The 23154-nt window shown below is 63.2% G+C and carries 18 protein-coding genes; 2 read left to right on the top strand and 16 right to left on the bottom strand.

Annotated features, from left to right (window positions below; genetic code table 11):
• Nucleotides 1–23 precede the first annotated feature (23 nt).
• The 14 genes from VOM14_RS04085 to coq7 all read right to left on the bottom strand — a co-directional run bounded on the left by VOM14_RS04085 (nt 24) and on the right by coq7 (nt 15929).
• On the bottom strand, nt 24–776 hold the full coding sequence (locus VOM14_RS04085) for a cell division protein FtsQ/DivIB (protein WP_327627473.1): 753 nt from the start codon (nt 774–776) through the stop codon (nt 24–26).
• Nucleotides 777–813: 37 nt separating this feature from the next.
• Complete coding sequence (locus tag VOM14_RS04080; protein WP_327627471.1) at nt 814–1767, bottom strand: D-alanine--D-alanine ligase; 954 nt, start codon at nt 1765–1767, stop codon at nt 814–816.
• Nucleotide 1768: 1 nt separating this feature from the next.
• A complete protein-coding gene (murC, locus tag VOM14_RS04075) occupies nt 1769–3172 on the bottom strand; it encodes a UDP-N-acetylmuramate--L-alanine ligase (RefSeq protein ID WP_327627470.1) in 1404 nt (467 codons plus the stop codon).
• Nucleotides 3169–4287, bottom strand: coding sequence for an undecaprenyldiphospho-muramoylpentapeptide beta-N-acetylglucosaminyltransferase (gene murG, locus VOM14_RS04070; RefSeq protein ID WP_327627468.1), 1119 nt, complete (start codon nt 4285–4287; stop codon nt 3169–3171). The genes murC and murG overlap by 4 nt, the downstream gene beginning before the upstream one ends.
• Entirely contained in the window at nt 4284–5552 is a 1269-nt protein-coding gene (gene ftsW / locus VOM14_RS04065) for a putative lipid II flippase FtsW (protein WP_327627467.1), read from the bottom strand. The genes murG and ftsW overlap by 4 nt, the downstream gene beginning before the upstream one ends.
• Nucleotides 5549–7063: a UDP-N-acetylmuramoyl-L-alanine--D-glutamate ligase gene (gene murD, locus VOM14_RS04060; protein ID WP_327627466.1), complete on the bottom strand. Its 1515-nt coding sequence runs from the start codon at nt 7061–7063 to the stop codon at nt 5549–5551. Before murD ends, ftsW begins: the two co-directional genes overlap by 4 nt.
• Nucleotides 7064–7089: 26 nt before the next feature.
• Complete coding sequence (gene mraY, locus VOM14_RS04055; RefSeq protein ID WP_327627465.1) at nt 7090–8259, bottom strand: phospho-N-acetylmuramoyl-pentapeptide-transferase; 1170 nt, start codon at nt 8257–8259, stop codon at nt 7090–7092.
• 17 nt (nt 8260–8276) lie between these two features.
• Nucleotides 8277–9704, bottom strand: a complete 1428-nt coding sequence (locus VOM14_RS04050) for a UDP-N-acetylmuramoyl-tripeptide--D-alanyl-D-alanine ligase (RefSeq protein WP_327627463.1) — start codon at nt 9702–9704, stop codon at nt 8277–8279.
• On the bottom strand, nt 9701–11260 hold the full coding sequence (locus VOM14_RS04045) for a UDP-N-acetylmuramoyl-L-alanyl-D-glutamate--2,6-diaminopimelate ligase (protein WP_327627462.1): 1560 nt from the start codon (nt 11258–11260) through the stop codon (nt 9701–9703). The genes VOM14_RS04050 and VOM14_RS04045 overlap by 4 nt, the downstream gene beginning before the upstream one ends.
• Nucleotides 11257–13122 carry a peptidoglycan D,D-transpeptidase FtsI family protein gene (locus VOM14_RS04040; protein ID WP_327627460.1) on the bottom strand — a complete coding sequence of 622 codons (1866 nt, stop codon included), beginning with the start codon at nt 13120–13122 and terminating at the stop codon, nt 11257–11259. Before VOM14_RS04040 ends, VOM14_RS04045 begins: the two co-directional genes overlap by 4 nt.
• Nucleotides 13119–13472, bottom strand: coding sequence for a cell division protein FtsL (gene ftsL / locus VOM14_RS04035; protein WP_327627459.1), 354 nt, complete (start codon nt 13470–13472; stop codon nt 13119–13121). Before ftsL ends, VOM14_RS04040 begins: the two co-directional genes overlap by 4 nt.
• Nucleotides 13469–14422 (bottom strand): 16S rRNA (cytosine(1402)-N(4))-methyltransferase RsmH, encoded by a 954-nt coding sequence (gene rsmH, locus VOM14_RS04030; protein WP_327627458.1) that lies wholly within the window; start codon nt 14420–14422, stop codon nt 13469–13471. The genes ftsL and rsmH overlap by 4 nt, the downstream gene beginning before the upstream one ends.
• A gap of 15 nt (nt 14423–14437) precedes the next feature.
• A complete protein-coding gene (gene mraZ / locus VOM14_RS04025; RefSeq protein WP_062124835.1) occupies nt 14438–14866 on the bottom strand; it encodes a division/cell wall cluster transcriptional repressor MraZ in 429 nt (142 codons plus the stop codon).
• Nucleotides 14867–15290: 424 nt separating this feature from the next.
• Nucleotides 15291–15929 (bottom strand): 2-polyprenyl-3-methyl-6-methoxy-1,4-benzoquinone monooxygenase, encoded by a 639-nt coding sequence (gene coq7, locus VOM14_RS04020; protein WP_327627457.1) that lies wholly within the window; start codon nt 15927–15929, stop codon nt 15291–15293.
• A 302-nt stretch (nt 15930–16231) separates the two neighbouring features.
• Here coq7 and VOM14_RS04015 point away from each other — a divergent pair, with 302 nt between their 5' ends.
• Nucleotides 16232–17428, top strand: a complete 1197-nt coding sequence (locus tag VOM14_RS04015) for a porin (RefSeq protein ID WP_327627456.1) — start codon at nt 16232–16234, stop codon at nt 17426–17428.
• 171 nt (nt 17429–17599) lie between these two features.
• Here the strand turns inward: VOM14_RS04015 and VOM14_RS04010 are convergent, their stop codons facing one another.
• Entirely contained in the window at nt 17600–19273 is a 1674-nt protein-coding gene (locus tag VOM14_RS04010; protein WP_327627455.1) for a long-chain fatty acid--CoA ligase, read from the bottom strand.
• A gap of 154 nt (nt 19274–19427) precedes the next feature.
• Complete coding sequence (locus VOM14_RS04005) at nt 19428–21506, bottom strand: molybdopterin-containing oxidoreductase family protein (protein WP_327627454.1); 2079 nt, start codon at nt 21504–21506, stop codon at nt 19428–19430.
• A gap of 183 nt (nt 21507–21689) precedes the next feature.
• On the opposite strand from VOM14_RS04005, the gene VOM14_RS04000 reads away from it, so the two are divergent.
• The gene (locus VOM14_RS04000) at nt 21690–22883 is read left to right on the top strand and encodes a M20 aminoacylase family protein (RefSeq protein WP_327627453.1); all 1194 of its coding nucleotides are present in this window, start codon (nt 21690–21692) and stop codon (nt 22881–22883) included.
• The last annotated feature ends 271 nt before the right edge of the window (nt 22884–23154 follow it).

Genomic DNA, 23154 nt, shown 5'->3' with positions numbered 1-23154 from the left:
TGCTCATTGCGTGTGATGTCCCTTTACTTCTTGCCCTTGTCGGGTTCGCTGATAAAGCGCATGCCAGCGGCGCGAATCGCGAAACCGTTCGGATAGCGCAAGTCCGCATACTCGATATCCTTTCCCCAACGCTGCGTCACCACGTTCCAGGCCGCGGTCAGGCGCTTGCTCCGGTCGAGCAGCGTGTCCTGATTGCGCTCGCGTCCCAACTCCACCTGCATGCCGTTCGACAGCTTCACCGTCCATGCGTAGCGCGGCGAAAGCGTCACTTCGTCGGGCGTGGCGTTGAGCGGCGCGAACCACTTCTGGAAGTCGTGATAACGCGCCACCACTTCTTTCGCCGTGCCGTCCGGGCCGTCGAACGCGGGCAGCTCCTGGTCCAGTTCGCCCTGATTCGCGGTGAACAGCTCGCCGTCCGTGCTCACCAGCTGATCGCTGCCCCACGTGCCAAGCGGTTTGTACTCTTCGAGCGTGACAGCCAGCGCATTCGGCCAGACCCGCCGCACGCTCGCGTGACGCACCCACGGCATCTGCTCGAACGCCTGGCGCGCGACGTCGAGATCGACCGTGAAAAAGTTGCCTTTCAGCCGTCCTACTACGCCCGCGCGAACCGTCGGCGAATTGATGTGCTCGGTGTCGCCGTCGATCTGGATCTCGCGCAGCGCGAAATTCGGGCGCTGGATCAGCCAGTAACCGCCCGCCGCCAGCAGCACGAGCACCAGCAACGCATGCAATGCGTTGGCGGCGAAATTGAGCTGGCGAACGTTGTTCCACATGGTGTTGCTTTCGGGTTGCCCCGCGTAGTGCTTCGAATTAGTCCTTCAACGTCAGCGCCAATACGCCGACAACCAGTTCCTGATAGCTGATGCCCACCGCGCGCGCCGCTTTCGGCGGCAGCGAGTGATCGGTCATGCCAGGCGCCGTGTTCACTTCCAGAAAGTACGGATTGCCGTCCGCGTCGAGCATGAAATCGGCGCGGCCCCAATCGGTGCAGCCGAGCACGTCGAACGCGCGGCGCGCCAGCACTTTCAGATGCGCTTCTGCGTCCGGCGTCAAACCGCACGGAATCAGATACTGCGTGTCGTTCGCGATGTATTTCGCGTGGTAGTCGTAGAACTCGCCGGCGGGCACGATGCGGATCACCGGCAAATCGAGATTGCCGGCGATGCACGCGGTGTATTCGCCGCCGCCTTCGATGCTCTTCTCGACCACGACGATCCGGTCGTACCTGAGCGCCTCGACGAGCGCCGCCGGCAATGCGTCCGCGCTCTTCACCTTGATCACCGCGACGCTCGAACCTTCGCTCGCCGGCTTCACGAAGAGCGGCAAGCCGAGCTTCGCGACGATTTCCTGCGCGCGCGCTTCGTAGTCGTCGCCGCGCAGCACGGCTTCGAACTGCGGCGTCGGAATGCCGAGTTGCTGCCACACGAGCTTGGTGCGGAATTTATCGAGCCCGAGCGCCGAGCCGAGCACGCCGCTGCCGGTGTACTTGATGCCGTAAAAGTCGAGCGCGCCCTGAATCTGGCCGTTCTCGCCATAGCCGCCGTGCAGCGCGTTGAACGCGCGCACGAAGCCTTCTTCCTTCAATGCGGCGAGCGGACGCTCGGCCGGATCGAACGGATGCGCGTCGACGCCCGCGTCGCGCAGGCCCTGCAGCACGAGACGCCCCGAATTGAGCGACACCTCGCGCTCGGCGGAATTGCCGCCGAGCAGCACTGCCACCTTGCCGAACTGTTTGGCGAGTTGATCCGAATTGATACTGCTCATCTCACACCTTCGTTTCGAGCGCGAGGCGACCCGGCACACCGCCGATCGAACCCGCGCCCATCGTGATCACCACATCGCCGTCGCGCACCACTGCTGCGAGCGCGCCCGGCACTTCATCCACCGTATCGACAAACACCGGCTCGACCTTGCCCGCGACGCGCAGCGCACGGGCGAGCGCGCGGCCGTCGGCGGCGACGATCGGCGCTTCGCCGGCGGAATAGACTTCGGTCAGCACGAGCGCGTCGACCGTCGACAGCACCTTCACGAAGTCTTCAAAACAATCGCGCGTGCGTGTGAAGCGGTGCGGCTGGAACGCGAGCACCAGACGCCGCCCCGGAAACGCGCCGCGCGCCGCCGCCACCGTGGCCGCCATTTCGACCGGGTGATGGCCGTAGTCATCGACCAGCGTGTAGTTCCCTGTTGCGTTGCCTTCGGTCACGACCGGCACTTCGCCGTAGCGCTGGAAGCGTCGGCCCACGCCGTTAAAATCTGCCAGCGCTCGCTGGATATCGGCATCTTTCACTTCAAGTTCAGTCGCAATTGCAATTGCGGCCAGCGCGTTCTGCACGTTGTGCTCGCCCGGCAGGTTCAACGTGATGTCGAGCGGCGCCGCGTCTTCGCGCATCGCGGTGAAATGCATCTTGCCGTCGCGTGCCTCGACGTTCACCGCGCGGACCTGCGCGTCGGGCGCGAAGCCATAACGGATGATCGGCTTCGACACGAACGGCAGAATTTCCTTCACGTTCGGGTCGTCGACACACAGCACCGCAATGCCATAAAACGGCAGACGGTGCGTGAATTCGATGAACGCCTGCTTGAGCCGCGCGAAGTCGTGGCCGTAGGTGTCCATGTGATCGGCGTCGATGTTCGTGATGACTTCGATCACCGGGAACAGATTCAGGAACGACGCGTCCGACTCGTCCGCTTCGGCGACGATGAAATCGCCCGTGCCGAGCCGCGCATTCGCGCCCGCGCTGATCAGCCGGCCGCCGATCACGAAGGTCGGATCGAGTCCGCCGGCCGCGAGCACGCTGGCCACGAGCGAGGTGGTCGTGGTCTTGCCGTGCGTGCCGGCAATCGCGATGCCCTGCTTCAGGCGCATCAGTTCCGCGAGCATCACCGCGCGCGGCACGATCGGAATGCGGCGATGACGCGCGGCCAGCACTTCCGGGTTGTCGCTGCGCACCGCGGTCGAGACGACCACGGCGTTCGCGCCTTCGATGTTCTCCGCCGCGTGGCCGATCGAGATGCGCGCGCCGAGCGCCGCGAGCCGCTCGGTGACGGCGTTGCCCGACAGATCGGAGCCGCTCACCTGATAACCGAGGTTGACCAGCACCTCCGCGATGCCGCTCATGCCGACACCGCCGATGCCGACAAAGTGAATGTGTTTGACGATGTGTTTCATTGCTTTCCTTCTGGGCTCGCGCCCGAAAACGAACCCGCCACGGTCGCGCAAATCTGGGCGACCTGTTCCGTGGCGTCGGGTTTCGCGAGCGAGCGCGAACGCTCCGCCATTTCCGCGAGACTTTCCCGCGTCTGGCTGCGCAACCAGCCAGCGAGTTTTTCCGCCGACAAATCGCGTTGCTGCACGACCAGCGCCGCGCCGTTCTCGGCGAGAAACGCTGCGTTAGTGGTTTGGTGATCGTCGACCGCGTACGGGAACGGCACGAACAACGCCGCCACGCCCACCGCCGAAATCTCCGACACCGTCATGGCGCCCGAGCGGCAAATCACGAGATCGGCTTTCGCGTAAGCGCTCGTCATGTCGTCGATGAACGGCACGAGTTGCACGTCCGCGCCGGTTTGCAAACCCGCTGCCGCGTAGTTTTCGCGCAGCGCGTCGATATGCTTCGCGCCCGCCTGATGCACGATGCGCGGCCGCTCATTGGAGCCGAGCAGCGCGACCGCGCGCGGCACGACTTCGTTGAGCGCCGCAGCGCCCAGACTGCCGCCGACCACCAGCACGTTCAGCGGACCGATGCGTTCTGCATAGCGTGCTTTGGGCGCAATCGCGCGCGCAAGTTCCGCACGAATCGGATTGCCGGTCCATTCGCTGTGCGGCAATGCATTCGGAAACGCAACGAGCACGCGTTTGGCGACCTTCGCGAGCACCTTGTTCGCGAGACCCGCAATCGAATTCTGTTCATGCAGCACGAGCGGACGGCCGCTCAATGCCGTCATCAAGCCGGCCGGAAACGTGATGTAGCCGCCCATGCCGAGCACCACATCCGGCTTCACGCGACGCAGCACGCTCAGACTCTGCGTGCAGGCGCGCAGCAAAGTGAGCGGCAACATCAGCTTCGTTTTCAGGCCTTTGCCGCGCAGCCCGCCGAAGCGCACGTATTCCATCGGGATGCCGTGCTTCGGCACAAGCGTGGCTTCCATGCCCGCGGGATTGCCAAGCCAGACGACCTTCCAGCCCCACGCCTGCATCAGATGCGCGACCGCGAGCCCCGGGAACACGTGTCCCCCGGTGCCGCCGGCCATCACCATCAGCGTGCGTTGCTGCGTGAGGGTCATACTTTTCCTCCGCGCATCAGCACACGATTTTCATAGTCGACACGCATCAACACCGCGATCGCGACGCAATTCAGCAAGATGCCCGAGCCGCCGTAACTGACGAGCGGCAGCGTCAGACCTTTGGTCGGCAGCAAGCCCAGATTCACGCCCATGTTGATGAAGGTCTGCGCGCCGAACCAGATGCCGATGCCCTTCGCGACCAGACCCGCGAACGTGCGATCGAGCGCGAGCGCCTGACGGCCGATTTCGAACGAGCGACGCACGATCCAGTAGAACATCAGGATCACGACGAGCACGCCGACAAAACCGAGTTCCTCACCAATCACGGCAAGGATGAAGTCGGTATGCGCTTCCGGCAGATAGTTCAGCTTTTCGACGCTGCCGCCCAGGCCCACGCCGAACCACTCGCCGCGTCCGAAAGCGATCAGCGAGTGCGTCAATTGATAGGCCTTGCCCTGCGCGTAACGGTCGTCCCACGGATCGAGGTACGCGAAAATCCGCTCGCGACGCCACGGCGACGCCCACACCAGCAAGCTGAACGTGCCGACCGCCGTGGCGACGAGGCCGCCGAACAGCTTGCCGTTCACGCCGCCGAGAAAGAGCAGCCCCATTGCGATCGCCGCGATCACCATGAACGCGCCCATGTCCGGCTCGAGCAACAGCAACGCGCCGACGAAGCCGACCGCCATGGCCATCGGCAAAAAGCCTTTGGCGAAGCTGTGCATGTATTCCTGCTTGCGCACCGTGTAGTTCGCCGCGTAGATCGTCACCGCGAGCTTCATGATTTCCGACGGCTGCATGTTCGTGATGCCGAGCGGAATCCAGCGGCGCGCGCCGTTCACGCCCTTGCCGATGTGCGGAATCAGCACGATCACGAGCGCGACGATCGAGATCAGAAAGAGCTTCGGCGCGTACTTGTCCCACGTCGAAATGGGAATGCGGAACGACACAACGCCGACCACCGCGCCCATCACCACGAAGATGATCTGACGCATGAGGAAGGCGTAGTCGTGATACGACGCGTACTTCGGCGAATCGGGCATGGCGATCGACGCCGAATACACCATCACGACGCCGAGCCCGAGCAACGCGACCACCACCCACAGCAGCGAGTGATCGTAGTCGAGCATGCGCGAGCGTAGCGGACGCACGCCGCTGACGGCGCTCGCGAGACCGCTGCCGCCCGCGCGTCCGGCGACGCGCGCGGCACCGCCGGTGTCGCCGTTGCCCGCGACGCGCGAACCGAATCGTTCCGACCAGCTCATATCATCGTCCCCCGTTCGGCCGCGATGTCTTCCACCGTGCTGCGAAATACCGCGGCACGATGCGCGTAACCCTTGAACATGTCGAAGCTCGCGCAAGCCGGCGACAACAGCACGGCGTCGCCCGGTTGCGCCAGCGCGGCGGCGGCACGCGTCGCTTCTTCGAGCGTGGCGTGGTTCGTGATGGCAATGCCGGTGTCTTCCAGCGCGGCGCGAATCTGCGGCGCGTCGCGGCCGATCAGCATTACCGCGCGGCACCAGCGCATGACCGGCGCGGCGAGCGGCTCGAAGTCCTGGCCTTTGCCATCGCCGCCGGCAATCAGCACGGCGCGCTGCGCGAGACCGTCGAGCGCGGCAACCGTCGCGCCCACGTTGGTGCCCTTGCTGTCGTCCACGTAGTCGACGCCATCGATCGACGCGATCAATTCCACGCGATGCGGCTCGCCGTGATACTCGCGCAAGCCGTGCAGCAGCCGCGCGCCCGGCAGGCCGATTGCGCGCGCGAGCGCATAGGCCGCGAGCGCGTTCGCCGCGTTGTGCAAACCGCGAATGCGCAACGCGTCGGCGGGCATCAGACGCTTCAACGCAATGTTCGGCGGCACAACCACTTCATTCTTGCGACGGCGCTTCGGCGCCGGTTCGTCGCTCGCGTCCTGATCGCGCGCTTCGACAAGCCAGATCATGCCGCTCTCGCGCAGCAGACCATAGTCGCCGTCGTTCTTCGGCTCGGTTACGCCGAAGGTGACCATCTCAGCTTCACTCGCCTCGGAAGGCGCGAGCGCCATGACGCGCGCGTCGTCGCGATTCAGCACGCGCACGGTCTGTGTACCGAAGATGCGGCCCTTCGCGGCGGCGTAGGCGTCGAGGCCGCCGTGCCAGTCGAGGTGATCCTGCGTGATGTTGAGAATCGCGGCCGCGTCCGGCTCGAACGTGTGAGCGGTTTCGAGCTGGAAGCTCGACAGTTCGAGCACCCACACATTGGGCAGCGCGGTGTTGTCGATGGCTTCGGCAAGCTTGTCGAGCAGCGACGGGCTGATATTGCCCGCGACCGCCACCTTCTTGCCCGCGCGTTCGCACAGGAGGCCCGTGAGGCTCGTCGTGGTGGTCTTGCCGTTGGTGCCCGTGATCGCGACGACCTTCGGCGCATAGCCGCTTTCGCCGAGCGTTCTGAGCGCTTGCGAGAACAGTTCGAGTTCGCCCCACACGGGGATGCCCTGCTCGCGCGCCGCTGTGATCAGCGGCAGCAGATCCGCGGCGAGCGGCGACAGACCGGGGCTGATTGCGACAAGCTCCACGCCTTCGAGCAGCACCGGCGAAAACGGGCCGCCGACAAACGCGGCGTCGACGCCGTGCGCTTCCAGCGCGGACAGGTTCGGCGGCACTTCGCGCGTGTCGGCCACACGCAGCCGACAGCCGTGCCGCGCGCACCAGCGCGCCATGGCGAGACCGGATTCACCCAGTCCCAGCACGAGCACCATCGGCTTTTGCCGATCCCGAAACTTCTCGCCGAACATCGCCTGCTTCCTTTAATACTTGCTGCTTAACGCAGTTTGAGCGTGGACAAACCGAACAGACACAGCATCAACGTGATGATCCAGAAACGCACGACCACTTGCGTTTCCTTCCAACCCGACAATTCGAAATGGTGATGCAGCGGCGCCATCTTGAAGAGACGCCGCCCTTCGCCGAAACGGCGTTTGGTGAACTTGAACCAAGTGACCTGCAACATCACCGAGACGGTTTCCGCGACGAAGATGCCGCCCATGATGAACAGCACGATTTCCTGACGCACGATCACCGCGACGGTGCCGAGCGCGCCGCCGAGCGCGAGCGCGCCGACGTCGCCCATGAACATCTGCGCCGGGTGCGTGTTGAACCAGAGAAACGCGAGCCCCGCGCCGCCCATCGCGGAACAGAAAATCAGCAACTCGCCGGCACCGGCGATATGCGGAAACAGCAGATATTTCGAGTAGACCGAACTGCCCATCACGTAGGCAAACACGCCGAGCGACGCGCCGACGAGCACGACCGGCATGATCACGAGGCCGTCGAGGCCGTCCGTCAGATTGACCGCGTTGCTCGCGCCGACGATCACCAGATACGTCAACACGATGAAGCCCCACACACCGAGCGGATAGCTGATCGACTTGAAGAACGGCAGCATCAGGTCGGCGCGCGCGGGCAAGCCCATCGACAGACCGCTGCGCACCCACGCCATGAAGAGATCGAACACGCGCACATTGCTCGCCTCGGACACGCTGAACGCGAGGTACACCGCCGCGAACAGCCCGATCAGCGACTGCCAGAAATACTTCTCGCGCGAGGACATGCCGCGCGGGTCCTTGTAGACGACCTTGCGGTAATCGTCGACCCAGCCGATCACGCCGAAGCCGAACGTGACGAGCATCACGATCCAGATGAAGCGATTGGTCAGATCGGCCCACAGCAGCGTCGCCACGGCGATGCCGAGCAGAATCAGCACCCCGCCCATGGTCGGCGTGCCGGATTTCACGAGGTGCGTTTGCGGACCATCTTTACGGACAGCCTGACCGACCTTCATGGCGGTCAGCTTGCGGATCACCGCCGGGCCGCAGACGAGCCCGATCAGCAACGCGGTGATGGTGGCCATCACCGCGCGGAAAGTCAGGTAACTGAACACGCGCAAGAAGCTTGCGTCATTCTGCAGCCATTGCGCCAGCGCCAGTAGCATGCTTCGGTCCTTCTATTTCAGTGTGCGGCGGGCGCGCTGCCCGCTGCGTTGGGTTGTGGACTCGTCACGGCGTCCACCACGCGCTCCATTTGCATGAAGCGCGAGCCTTTCACGAGAAGCGTTGCAGCCGGGCCGAAGCCGGCGTGCTGCAATTGCGCGACCAGCGTGCCGACATCGGCGACGTGGTGCGCGTTTGCGCCGTATGCCGCACAGGCGTCGCGCGAGGCGTCACCCATGGCGTACAGCGCGTCGATACCGCGTTCCTTGGCGTAAGCACCCATTTCGCGGTGGAATTCAGGACCGTTGTCGCCGGTTTCGCCCATGTCGCCCATCACCAGCACGCGCGGCGAAGCATGCGACGCGAGCACGTCGATCGCGGCGCGCATCGAATCGGGATTGGCGTTGTACGTGTCGTCGATCACGGTCGCGCCGGCGAGCGAGCCGAGCGCGCCGCGCTTGACCTGCAAGCGGCCTTTCACGGCGCCGAACGATTCGAGGCCGCGCCTGATCGCATCGAGCGACACGCCCGCGGCGAGCGCCGCCGCACTCGCGGCCAGCGCGTTATGCGCGTTGTGATTGCCGAGTACCTGCAGCGCGGCTTGCACCGAACCTTCGGGCGTATCGATGCTGAGCACCTTGCCGTCGAACGTCCCGGTGACAGCGGCTTCGGTTGTGCGTTCCGCCGTGTTGAGGGCGAAGTCGACGATCCGGTTGCCGGTGGCCGCCACGCGCCAGATGCTTGCGTAGGCGTCGTCGGCGGGGAAGACAGCGACGCCTTCCGGGCTCAGCACGTGAATCACGCTGGCATGTTCGAGCGCGACCGCTTCGACGGTCGCCATGAATTCCTGATGCTCGCGCTGCGCGTTGTTCACCACGGCGACGGTCGGCTCCGCGATTTTCGCGAGCAACGACGTTTCGCCAGGATGATTCATGCCGAGTTCGACCACAGCGAGCCGATGCGCGGCATGCAGACGGAACAGCGTGAGCGGCAAGCCGATGTCGTTGTTGAAGTTGCCCGCGGTGGCGAGGCGCGCGTCGGCGCCCACGGCGGCGGCGAAGATCGACGCGATCATTTCCTTGACCGTGGTCTTGCCGTTGCTGCCCGTCACCGCGACGAGCGGCATGCTGAACTCGCGGCGCCAGCCACGCGCCAGCGCGCCCAATGCGGCGCGCGTGTCGGCAACGCGCACGGCGGGCACGTTCCAGCCGTCGGGCGTGCGCGCGACGAGTGCCGCCGACACATTGCGCGCCGCGACTTCGGCAAGGAAGTCGTGCGCGTCGAAACGGTCGCCCTTGATCGCGACGAACAGATCGCCGGGGCCGGCGCTGCGGCTGTCGGTCGAGACCCGTTCGAACGTGACGTCACCATTGCCGGTCACGCTGGCGCCCGGAATCAGCGCGGCGGCTTCGCGCAGCGAAAACATGGCGTGTGCTGGCCGGCTCATTCGCCACCTCCGCGTGCCTGAGTCGCCCGCGCGGCAAGCGCGAGACGGGCGTGATCCTGATCGGAGAAAGCGCGCTTCTTGCCCATGATTTCCTGTGTGGCTTCGTGCCCCTTGCCGGCCAGCACGATGACGTCTTCGCGCGCGGCGCTACGGATTGCCTGAAGGATCGCGCTCGCGCGGTCTTCAATGCGGCGCGCCTTCGACGCGTCTTTCATTCCGGCCGCGATCTGCTCGATGATCGATTGCGGATCTTCACTGCGCGGGTTGTCGCTCGTGACCACGACGCCGTCTGCGATTTTTTCGGCGATCGCGCCCATCAGCGGACGCTTGGTCGCGTCGCGGTCGCCGCCGCAGCCGAACATGCAGATCAGTTCGCCGCCGCGCGCGGCCGCCATCGGGCGCAGCGCTTCGAGCGTTTTTTCGAGCGCGTCGGGCGTGTGCGCGTAGTCGATCACGACGAGCGGCTCGTCGTTCTGCAAGCGGCCGCCGAGACGCTGCATGCGGCCATTCACCGATTCGAGTCTGGCCAGTTCGGCGAGCGCGGCGTCGAACGGAATGCCGGCGGCGAGCAGCGCGCCCAGCACCCCAAGCAGATTGCTCACGTTGAATGCACCGAGCGTTTGCACTTCGACGTCCGCATCGCCCCAATCGGACGTGCTCAGATGAAACGCGGTGCCTGTCGCGGTGGCGCGCACGTCGGAGGCGAGCAGCAGCGCATCGGCTTGCGGCACGCCTGCCGACGCGTCTTGCGACGCCGGTTCGAGACCGTAAGCGATGGTGCGCGCGCGGCCTTGCGTGCTGGCGAGCAGACGGCGGCCAGCCGCGTCGTCGCGATTGATCACCGCCGCGCGCAGTTCCGGCCACGCGAAAAGGCGCGCCTTGGCGGCTTCGTAGGCTTCGAACGTGTGGTGATAGTCGAGATGGTCTTGCGTGAGATTCGTGAACACGGCGATGTCGAACGCCGTGCCGTTGACCCGCCCCTGGTGCAGCGCATGCGACGACACTTCCATCGCGACGGCCTGTGCGCCGGCGTCGCGCAATTGCGCGAGACTACGTTGCAATTGCGGCGCGTCGGGCGTCGTGAAGCCGGTGTGCACGAGCTGTCCCGGCAAACCCGTGCCGAGCGTGCCGATGATCGCGCAGCGCTTGCCGAGCGCCGTGAGCGCCGCCGAAATCCACTGACTGCACGAGGTCTTGCCGTTCGTGCCGGTCACGCCGACCGTCAGCAGGCTGTCGCTCGGATCGTTGTACCACGCGCTCGCGATGGAACCGGCCAGTTCGTTCAGCGCCGGGACGGCGAGCGTGGTGGACGCGTCGATTGCGCCGCCGAATCCTTCGGACTGCACGAGCACCGCCGCGGCGCCGCGTTCGAGGGCCGCGCCGATGAACGGGCGGTTGTCCGCGCCTTCCACCGCGTAGGCGAAGAAGGCGTCGCCGGCCGCGAGCGAACGCGTGTCGGCGTGCAGATGCGCGCCCGGCTGCACATGAGCGCGCAGCCAGTTCAAAGCCTCGGCGATCTGCCGGTGTGCCGGATGATTCTTGCGCAGCGCGTTCATCGAACGACTCCCGGATGGCTCTTCGCGTTGGCGGCAATCGTCATCTTCTTCGCGCTCGCGTTGGTCGCGATCTTCTTCGCCGCCGACGGCGCGGGCGTGGCCGAAGGCGCCGCGGACGCGGAATCGTCCGACACCACCATCTGCTTGACCGGCATTTGCGGCGGCACGTTCAGCGAGCGCAGCGTGTCGCCGACGATGCCCGAGAACACCGGGCCCGACACCTGACCGCCGAAGTGGCTGCCCGCCGTCGGTTCGTCGACGGAAACCGCGACCACGATGCGTGGATTGGGCATCGGCGCCATGCCGACGAACGACGCGCGATATTTCGAGTGGTCGTAACCGTGAGGGCCGTGCTTGTACGCCGTGCCGCTCTTGCCGCCGACGCGATAGCCCGGCACCGCCGCATCGGGCGACGTGCCGCCCGCCGAGACGACGGTTTCGAGCATCGCGCGCACTTCGCGAGCGGTGGTCGGCGAAAAGATTTGCGGTCCGGTGGCGGGTTGTTCACCCGGCGAGCGGAAAATCGACACCGGCATGATCTGGCCGTCGTGCGCGATCGCGGTGTACGCGCGGCCCAGCTGGAATAGCGACACCGACAGGCCATAGCCGTACGACATGGTCGCCTGCTCGATGCGGCGCCAGCTCTTCCACGGACGCAGACGCCCCGCCGCCGCGCCCGGGAACCCGACCTTCGGCGCCTGGCCGAGGCCGATGCTCGTGTACATGTTCCACATCTCTTCGGGCTTGAGCTGCATGGCGATCTTCGTCGCGCCGATGTTGCTCGACTTCTGGATCACACCGCCGACGGTCAGCACACCGAACGCGCTGTCGTCGGTAATCGGCGCGCCGTCAAGCACGAAGCGGCCGCCGCCCGTATCAACCAGTGTAGTCGGCGTGACGCGGTGCAGATCGAGCGCGAGCGAGACCGTGAACGGCTTCATGATCGAACCGGGCTCGAACGTGTCGGTCAGGATGCGGTTGCGCAACTGGTCGCCGGTCAGGTGGGAGCGATCGTTCGGGTTGTACGTCGGGTAATTGACGAGCGCGAGCACTTCGCCCGTGCGCACGTCGATCACCATGGCCGCGCCGGCTTTTGCCTTGAACTTCTCGACCGCCGCTTTCAGGTTCGCATAGGCGATGTACTGGATCTTGCTGTCGATCGAGAGATCCACGTCCTGGCCGTTGTGCGGCACGACCTGCTCGTCCACGTCCTCGATGATGTGGCCCATGCGGTCCTTGATCACGCGACGGCTTCCCGACATGCCCGCGAGCAGCTTCTGGTCGCCGAGTTCGACGCCTTCCTGGCCTTCGTCCTCGACGTTCGTGAAGCCGATCAGGTGAGCCGTGATTTCGCCTTCGGGATAGAAACGCTTGTATTCGTCGCGCGCATAGATGCCGGGGATGTCGAGCGCCTTCACCTTGTCGGCAATGTCCACCGGCACCTGGCGTTTGACGTACACGAAGGTCTTGTCTTCCGACAGCTTCGTGCGCAATTCCTTATTGGTCATGCCGAGCAGTTTGCCGAGCGCGTCCAGCTTGTCGGCGCCGAGGTCATCCGGCACCGATTCGGGAATCGCCCAGATGGCGCGCACCGGCAGGCTCGTGGCGAGCACGAGACCGTTGCGGTCGAGAATCTTGCCTCGCGTGGCCGGCAGTTCGAGGCGGCGCTGATAGCGGATTTCGCCCTGCTTCTGATAGAACGCGTTGCCGGGGCCTTGAATCCAGAACGCGCGCGCGGTCAGCGCGACGAACGCCATGAAAAGCAGGAACACGACGAGCTTCGAGCGCCACATCGGCAGGCGCACGGACAGGATCGGATTGGCCGAGAAGGCGACGCTCTTGCGAGCCGACGATTTTTTCATCGCACGCCTCGGCTACGGTTGGTCGCGACCGGCGCCGACGCCGGACCGGAAGTCGGGATCGGCGCGTCTTCCGCCTTCGCGGCGCCCGGATCGAGCGTCAGGTATTGCGTGCGGCCCGTCGTGACCGGCTGCATCTTCAGCGACGCGGTGGCGGTCTGCTCGATGCGCGACGTTTTCGACAGCGCGCTCTGCTGATATTGAAGCTGCGAGTAATCCTGCTGCAACTGACGCTCCTGCGACTGCGCACGCTGCAACTGAATGAATATGTGGCGCTGCTGATTGGTGGCGTTGATGACAGACAAGGCACAGCCCATCACGATGATCAGCAGGAAAATGTTGAGACGATTCATGGTGCGATTCGCTCCGCCACGCGCATCACGGCAGAACGGGCGCGCGGATTGGCGGCGACTTCAGCGTCGCTCGCAAACACGCGGCCGATGATTTTGAGCGGGGGACTCGGCAGATCGACAGCACGAATCGGCAGGCGACGATCCACCGCAGGCGTACTTGCATACGCCTGCATGAATCGCTTGACGATTCGGTCCTCGAGCGAATGAAAGCTGATCACCACCAGCCGCCCCCCTTGCTCCAGCAGCGATAACGCTGCTTCTAAAACGACTTGCAGCTCCGCAAGCTCTTGATTGATGTGAATCCGTATAGCCTGAAAGGTGCGGGTTGCCGGGTCCTTGCCCTTCTCACGGGTTTTGACGACGTTAGCCACGATTTGGGCAAGCTCGCCCGTGCTGACGAGAGGCCCAAGACGGTCGGACTCTGCCCGGCGAGCAACAAGCGCCTTTGCAATCTGAAAAGCAAACCGTTCTTCCCCATAATCTCGTATCACCTCCGTCAATTCCTGCACCGTGGCCCGCGCCAGCCAGTCGGCGGCGGACTCGCCGCGCGTCGGGTCCATCCGCATGTCGAGCGGGCCGTCGGCGCGGAAACTGAAACCCCGCTCCGGATCGTCGACTTGCGGCGACGACACGCCCAGATCCAGCAAAACGCCCGACACCTGTTCAATCCCGCGCTGCGCAATCGCGCCGCGCAGTGAAGCAAAACTCTCGTGCACGATGCCAAAGCGCGGGTCTGCGATCTGCTGCGCCGTGGCGATGGCAAGCGGATCTTTGTCGAACGCGATCAGACGCCCCGCTTCGCCCAACTTCTCCAGCACCAGACGGCTGTGACCGCCGCGCCCAAACGTGCCGTCCACATACACGCCGTCCGCGCGCGTGACCAGCGCATTTACCGCTTCTTCGAGCAGCACCGTGCGATGCTGCAATTCGTTTCTCATCGCCGATGCCATAGTTGTTAGCCGCGATCAGAACGTGAAATCTTTCAATGCGTCGGGCATGCCCTCGGCAATCGCCGCCTGTTCCTTCGCAGCGTAAATCTGCGCGTCCCACAATTCGAAGTGGCGCCCCATGCCGAGCAAGGTCACTTCTTTTTCCAGCGAGCCGGCCGCGCGCAATTCCGGCGACACGAGCACGCGACCCGCGCCGTCCATATCGACGTCCATGGCATTACCGAGAAAAATGCGCTTCCACCAGGCTGCGTTCATGGGCAGCTTGTCGACTTTGTCGCGGAAGACTTCCCATTCCGGGCGCGGAAAGAGCAACAGGCAGCCGTCCGGGTGCTTGGTGATCGTCACCCGGCCCTCTGCCTGTGTTTGCAGCGCATCCCGATAGCGGGACGGAATGGACATCCGCCCTTTCGCATCGAGCGTCAGCGCCGACGCCCCTTGGAACACTTCGCTCTCCCTCTTGACCAGCGCTTTTCGCTGGCTGCCCGATTCGTAAAAATCTACCCGAAACCGCTTGTTAGATCACACAAAAATACACTTTCTCACACTGTCTCCCACTTTAGAGGAACGCTAAACGGGGGTCAAGGGAGAGAAGCGGTTTTTGAGCGAATTTTGTTTGTTAGAACAAGGACTTAGCGCGACTCCTTCACGTCAGACGTAAAACGGAAAACCGTTATAAATGAAAGAGCTACTGAAGCTTCTGAAGGTGATACGTGAAAAGTACGAGGGAAAGGCGCGGATCGTAAGCGATCGTGAAGGCGATCTGGAAGATGTTCGGCGGGGATTCTGCGGGGACGGGCGGACGGCGCGTGTGGCGCCGCCCCACTTCAGGCAGTGAACGACGAGGACTCCGGTTTCCTGCTTGCGCTTCCTATATGTAATACGCGGTGCGCGTCATGACTTTCGACATCGCGCGCATCAGTGCGCGCGCCGGAAACGGCAGCTCGATGCCGCCGGCATCCATGGCGGCTTTTCCGTGCGCGGCTTCGTCCACGCGCATCTGCTCGACGATCGCACGCGACTCGCGGTCGGCGGCGGGCAAGCGATCCATATGACTATCCAGATGACGCTCGACCTGACGCTCGGTCTCCGCCATGAAGCCGAGGCTCACGCGGTCGCCCAGGCGTCCCGCCGCGAGGCCGATGGCGAGCGCGCCGGCGTACCAGACCGGATTCAGCAGACTCGGACGCGAATCCAGCGCTTCGAGACGCTTCGCAGTCCACGCGAGATGATCTTCTTCCTCCACGGCAGCCCGATCGAACACGGCGCGCAACGAGGGCGACCGCGTGGCGAGCTTCTGCGCCTGGTAAAGCGCCTGGGCGCAGACCTCGCCGACGTGATTCACGCGCATCAGACCGGCGGAATGGGCGCGTTCGGCCTGCGAGAGTTCGGGCGTGTCCGCCGACACCGCCGATTCTTGCGGAACCGGCAACGGACGGCTCATTCGCGAGACGCCCGTCATTGAGCGTAAACCCCGATCAAATTCGGTAATCAACTCGTCCAGAAACATTCAGCACTCCCAGATTCAACAACCGGCTTGCCGGCGACGGCGGCCCGTGCGACAAGGCTTTCCGAGGAAAAATAGGCCTTCGTTCGCCTTTTCATCCGGCCGAAAAAGGCATGAAGATTTCAATTTTAGAGCATGTTGCGTAAACGAAACAGGAGGCTTCCTGGCGGTCTGCTTTTTCTTTGTGCTAATTAGGCCTTTTGTTACATTACGTGCAACTTCTCGCGAAGTTGGACAAGCAAGGCCTCAACGCTACATAAATATTTGCCTTGTACAAAAGATTCGTATTCCTTGGAGATCATTCGATGAAAAAGTCGCTTCTCGCTCTCGCAGCACTGGGCGCATTCGCAGGCGTCGCACATGCTCAGAGCAGCGTGACCCTGTACGGCATCATTGACGAAGGCTTCAACATCAACACCAACTCGGGTGGCAAGCACCTGTACAACCTGTCCAGCGGCGTCATGCAAGGCTCGCGTTTCGGCCTGCGTGGCACGGAAGATCTGGGCGGCGGTCTGAAGGCCATCTTCGTGTTGGAAAACGGCTTTGACGTGAACAACGGCAAGCTGGGTCAAGGCGGCCTGATGTTCGGTCGTCAAGCATATGTCGGTCTGTCGAGCCAGTTCGGCACGGTCACGCTGGGTCGTCAGTACGACTCCGTCGTCGACTACGTCGGTCCGCTGGAAGCCGGCGACCAGTGGGGCGGCTACCTGGCTGCTCACCCGGGCGACCTGGACAACTTCAACAACGCATACCGTACGAACAACACGGTCAAGTACACGAGCGCTGACTACAACGGCCTGAAGTTCGGCGGCACGTACAGCTTCGGCGGCGTGGCAGGCAACTTCTCGTCGAACCAGATCTGGTCGTTGGGCGCTGGCTACAACAACGGTCCGCTGGTTTTGGGCGTCGGTTACTTGAACGCACGTACCCCGGCAGCTTCGGGCGGCCTGTTCAACAACGGCGGCACGATCGCGACGAACACGCCGGCTACGGCTACGGCTGCTGCAAACTTCGCAGTGACCTCGCCGGTCTACGCTGGCTTCGCATCGGCTAACACGTACCAGGTCGTCGGTGCAGGCGGTGCATACACGTTCGGCGCGGCAACGGTCGGCCTGACGTACTCGAACGTCCGTTTTGCGAACCTCGGTGCGACGTACGCATCGCCGTTCAAGGGCCAAACGGCTACGTTCAACAACGCAGAAGTCAACTTCAAGTATCAGTTGACTCCGGCATTGCTGGTCGGCGCAGCGTATGACTACACGCGCGGCACGGAAATCAACGGCAACTCGCGTGCTCAGTACCACCAAGGCTCGCTGGGCGTGGACTACTTCCTGTCCAAGCGCACCGACGTCTATGTGATCGGCGTGTACCAGCACGCTACGGGTGAAACCGTGAGCGCGACGGGCAGCGTGGTCGCAGCAACGGCTGGCATCAACGGTCTGACGGGCTCGTCGAACCAGAACCAGCTCGCAGCTCGCGTCGGCATCCGCCACAAGTTCTAATAAGTCGTAAAAACGCAGTTTGCCTCAAAGGCGCCTTCGGGCGCCTTTTTTTATGGCGACGAGCAACGAGAAAGGCCCGGCAGATTTGCGGTCTGCCGGGCCTTTCCTCTTGTGCTGCACTTCCGCGCTATTCGTTGGTTTCAATCATGCGAAAGTGCGTGTCCTATGCGCTCATGCACGCCCGTCGCGCAACTCGCGGCGCAGGATCTTACCGACGTTGCTTTTCGGCAGTTCCGTGCGGAACTCGACGATTTTCGGCCGTTTGTAGCCAGTTAGCCGCGCTTTACAGTAAGAAAGAATGTCGGCATCGGTCAGCGCCTCGTCTTTCCTGACGACGAAAAGCTTCACCGCTTCGCCGGAATGCGAGTCCGGCACGCCGACCGCGGCGACCTCGAAGACACCGGGAAGTTTGGCGACCACGTCTTCGATCTCGTTCGGGTACACGTTGAAGCCCGAAACCAGAATCATGTCCTTCTTGCGATCGACAATCTTCACGAACCCGCGTTCGTTCATGAAACCTACATCGCCCGATTTGAAGAAGCCGTCCGGCGTCATGACCTTGGCCGTCTCATCCGGCCGGTTCCAGTAGCCGGCCATGACCTGCGGGCCGCGGATGCAGATTTCACCGGGCTGGCCGAGCGGCACTTCCGCGCCGTCGTCGTCGCGAATGGACACTTCCGTCGATGGTAGCGGCAAGCCGATCGTGCCGCTGTATTCGGTGACCGTGACCGGGTTGCAGGTCACGCACGGCGACGTCTCGGACAAACCGTAGCCTTCGATAATCGGCGTATGCGTATGCTCGAACCAGCGTTTGGCGACCGCCTCCTGCACCGCCATTCCGCCGCCATTGGCGGCGATCAGCTTCGAAAAATCGAGCTTGTGGAAATCCGGGCTATTCAGCAGCGCGTTGTACAACGTGTTGACTGCGGGAATCGTCGTGATCGGATAGCCATCCAGCGCTTTGATCATGCCGGGAATGTCGCGCGGATTCGGGATCAGCACGCCGAGACCGCCGGTACGAATCGTGAGCAACCCGCACACGGTCAGCGCGAACACGTGATAAAGCGGCAGCGCGACAACGGTGATGAATTGCTGGATGTCCGCGCGACCCGCGCGCACCGGATCGAGCCAGATTTCCGACTGCAACACGTTCGCGATCAGGTTCCGATGCAGCAGCGTCGCGCCCTTGGCCACGCCTGTCGTACCGCCGGTGTACTGCAGAAAGGCAACGTCGTCCGGGCCTTGCTGGGCCGGCTTGAAACTTTGACGGGCGCCCTCGGCGATTGCCGTATTGAATTTGACATGGCCGGGCAAGCTCCAGTCCGGCACCATCTTCTTCACCTGACGCACGACGAAGTTGACGACAGCGCCCTTGACGCCCATCAAATCGCCCATTGCCGCGACCACTACGTGTTTGACTGCGGTATTGCGGACGATCGCCTGCAACGTGACGGCGAAGTTTTCGAGCAGGACGATGGCCTCGGCGCCGCTGTCCTTCAACTGGTGTTCGAGTTCGCGCGGCGTGTAGAGCGGGTTCACGTTCACGACAACATAGCCCGCGCGCAGAATGGCCGCGATCGCCACCGGATATTGCAGCACGTTCGGCATCATGATCGCGACGCGCGCGCCACGTGCGAGTCCCTTCGACTGAAACCACCCGGCCAGCTTGCGCGACAGCGCGTCGAGCTCGCCGTAGCTGATTTCCTTGCCCATGCAGACGAAGGCCGGCTTGTCGCAATGCTCGCGAAACGCCTCTTCCAGAAGCTCGGCGACGGACGAATAGCGGCTCACGTCGATCTCTGCGGGAACGCCGGGCGGGTAGGATTTCAGCCAGATTTTGTCCATGCAGCGTCTCCTTAATTATTTTCGAATGGTCGTGCTAAAAACGCATCGTAGCATGGGCACCTCTGCGCTATTCGCGAAAATCGCGTGGGTTAGACTGCTGCCTCGAAGCGTCAAAACCCTTGCTGGCGAGGCTTGCAGGAGGCAGCAGCGTACGTCAGGCGCGCTCGACCTGGACGAGGCAGTCGTAGAAAGTGGCCGATCCGCCGAGGTCCGTGAGCGCCTGGCTCGTGACCTGATTGGCGTTGCGGCCGTCAGGGGCGAGCTTTTTCCACCAGATCGACAGGCCGACCACGAGCCCTTGACGGGCGCGGTCGGTGACGCGGGCGCGCGCCTGCATCGAGCCGCGATCGTTGAAAATGCGCACCTGGTCGCCGTCGACGATACTTCGCGACTGGGCGTCCGCCGGGTGAATGTCCAGATGCGGCTCGCCTTCCGTGGAGCGCAAGCTTTCGACATTCACGAACGTACTGTTCAGGAAGTTGCGAGCAGGCGGCGAGATCATCGCGAGCGGATAGCGGGCGGCGAGTTCTGGCGCGGCCTCGGCGGATTCATAGGGCGGCAGATAGTCCGGAAGCGGATCAAGCCCTTGCTGCGCGAGCCGCTCACTATAGAACTCGCACTTGCCTGACGGCGTTCGAAAGCCGCCCTCGGCAAACGGCGCGTCGGGCAGATTCAGCTTGGCCCAGCCCGTCTGTTTGAGCGCGTCCCAATCCACGCCTTCGAGCGTCTTGTCTTGCCAACGGAATGCGCTGCGCGCGACGGCCTCGTCGCTTTCGAACAGCGCCGGTTCGTCGAGCCCCATAGAACGCGCGAAGCCGCGAAAAATCTCGGTGTTCGGACGCGCCTCCCCCACCGGCGGAATCGCCGGCAAGTTGACCATGACGTGCGTGTGGCCATAGGACTTGTGCACGTCGAGGTGCTCCAGTTGCGTCGTGGCGGGCAGTAGCAGATCGGCATAATCGGCGGTGTCGGTGCGGAAATGCTCGAGCACGATTGTGAACAGGTCTTCTCGCGCAAAGCCCGCCGCGACGCGCTCCGAATCCGGCGCGACGGCAACCGGGTTCGAGTTATAGACGACGATCGCTTCGATTTTCGGGCCGAAGGCGGCGTCGCCCGCCTGCAGCAACGCGTCGCCGATTGCATTCATGTTGATCACGCGGCTCGGATTCGCGGGCCAGCCCGGCATCAAATCAGGACGCTGCAGCGCGTGCGAGTCGATCGGCGCCCATCCCGCCGACGACAGCAAAGCGCCGCCCGCCCGCTCGCGCCATGCACCGGTCAACGACGGCAGGCATGCAATCGCACGCACCGCATTGCCGCCGCCGCGCACCCGTTGCAGGCCGTAGTTCATGCGGATCGCGGCTTTCCGGGTGCTGCCGTAAAGTCGCGCAAGTTCGACGATAACTCGCTCTTCTATGCCGCAACTCTCCGCAACGCGCGACGTCTGGTAATCGAGCGCGCGGGCTTTCAGTTGCTCGAACCCTAGTGTATGTTCGGCGATGTACGCGTGATCCAGCAGGTTTTCGGAGATCAGCACGTTCATCATGCCGAGCGCCAGCGCACCGTCGGTACCCGGCTTCAAGGCGATGTGCTGATGGCACTTCTCCGCGGTCAGCGACCGATACGGGTCAATCGCGATGAGGCGCGCGCCGCGACGCTTGGCTTGCTGGGCGCGCGTCCAGAAGTGCAGGTTAGACGCAATCGGATTCGAGCCCCAGATCAGGATGACCTCGCTCTCCTCGAAAAATTCGGTGAGCATGCCGAGGCTCGCGCCATACGTATATTTCAAGCCGGCCGCGCCCGCCGCTGCGCAAATCGTGCGATCCAGCTGGGAAGCGCCGAGCTTGTGAAAGAACCGTTGCGCGATGCTGTCGCCCTGGATCAGCCCCATCGTCCCGGCGTAGCTGTAGGGCAGGATCGCTTGCGGCGCGCGGCGCGCGATTTCCGACAGACGGTTCCCAGCCAGCTCGAACGCTTCTTCCCAACTGATCGGTTGAAAGCGGCCCTCGCCCTTGCGGCCGATACGCTTCATCGGCGTTGTCAGGCGTTGCGGGTGATGCACTCGTTCCGCGTAGCGACTGACCTTGGTGCACAGCGCGCCTTGTGTCGGCGAATGATCCGGGTCGCCGACGACTTTAACCGCCCGCCCTCCCTCCACTGTCACCCGCATCGCGCAGGTATCGGGGCAGTCATGCGGGCACACGGCGCGCGCGAAATCGGTCGGAGCGTTCATTGGGACACTATTCAGAGGACGGTAGGCAGGCAGGATGCAATGCCGGATTTTATTACGTCCATTGGCGGTTGCCTGCATGGTGCCGTCAAAAAGCCTTCGGCGTAGAATCGTTACCACTGCGTCCGGGCACACGTCGCCCGAGCGATTCCACGCAAATCAAGCGCAAGCCATCGGCACTCAACTATGAAACTGATCCCCGAAATTCAAGCTGCCCACGGAGAGATTCAAACCCTTCGACGAACGATCCACGCCCATCCCGAATTGCGTTACGAGGAAACTGCGACTGCGGAGCTGGTTGCAAGAACCCTCGAATCCTGGGGCATAGAAACTCACCGCGGATTGGGCAAAACTGGCGTGGTTGGCGTGCTCAGGCGCGGGAATGGTACACGCGCCATCGGACTGCGTGCCGACATGGATGCGTTGCCGATTCAGGAGTTGAACAGCTTCGAACACCGGTCGAAACACGAAGGGAAAATGCACGCTTGCGGCCATGACGGGCACACAGCGATGCTGCTCGGCGCAGCCCGACATTTCGCTAAACATGGCGATTTCGACGGGACAATCGTGTTTATCTTCCAACCGGCCGAAGAAGGCGGCGCTGGCGCGAAAGCCATGATCGACGACGGCCTCTTCGACAGATTTCCGGTTGACGCAGTGTTCGGCATCCACAACTGGCCGGGCATGGCGGCGGGAAAATTCGGCGTCACTGAAGGCCCGATCATGGCCTCCAGCAACGAATTCCGTATTGAAATCAAAGGCGTTGGGGCGCACGCAGCGCTTCCGCACAATGGACGCGACCCTGTGTTTACGGCGGTGCAGATCGCAAATGGGCTGCAAAGCATCATCACGCGGAACAAGAAACCGCTCGATACCGCTGTGCTGTCGATTACCCAGATTCATGCCGGCGATGCAGTCAATGTCGTTCCAAACGACGCGTGGCTCGCGGGCACAGTACGCACTTTTACGACTGAAACGCTCGACTTGATCGAAGCGCGCATGCGAAAAATCGCTGAAAGTACGGCGGAGGCTTACGATTGCGCAGTCAACATCCACTTTCACAGGAACTATCCACCCACCATCAACAGCAATGAGGAAGCGCGCTTTGCCGCAGCCGTCATGAAGGAGATTGTCGGAGCAGAGAACGTGGACGACTCAGTCGAACCGACGATGGGCGCCGAGGACTTTTCCTTTATGTTGCTGGCAAAACCGGGATGTTATGCGTTCTTGGGTAACGGCGACGGAGGTCACCGGGACGCCGGCCACGGCGCAGGTCCGTGCATGCTGCATAACGCAAGCTACGACTTCAACGATGAGTTGTTGCCGATCGGGTCGACATATTGGGTGCGACTTGCCCAGCGATTTCTTGCGGAAAACTAATAGATGGAACTACGGGAGCGGCGCACGGCAATTTGCATGCGCCGTCGCTTCGCGTGGGGCGATGCTTGTGGGAGGTACCGGTGGCGAGGTTGGTCTAGTTGCGACTCACGTGTGTTCTTCTGAATCGAAGGCGCTTTTCGCCGCCGTGAACGCAGAAACCCCACCTTGAAGGGGTGGGGTTTCTGATGCTGCTGGGGAGCCTGACGATTACCTACTTTCACACGGGCAATCCGCACTATCATCGGCGTGGAGTCGTTTCACGGTCCTGTTC

It is taken from the genome of Paraburkholderia sp. MPAMCS5, assembly GCF_036016995.1.
Classification (GTDB): Bacteria; Pseudomonadota; Gammaproteobacteria; order Burkholderiales; family Burkholderiaceae; genus Paraburkholderia.
Note: the sequence above shows the minus strand (reverse complement) of the source record. Positions and strands in the feature narration are given on the sequence as shown.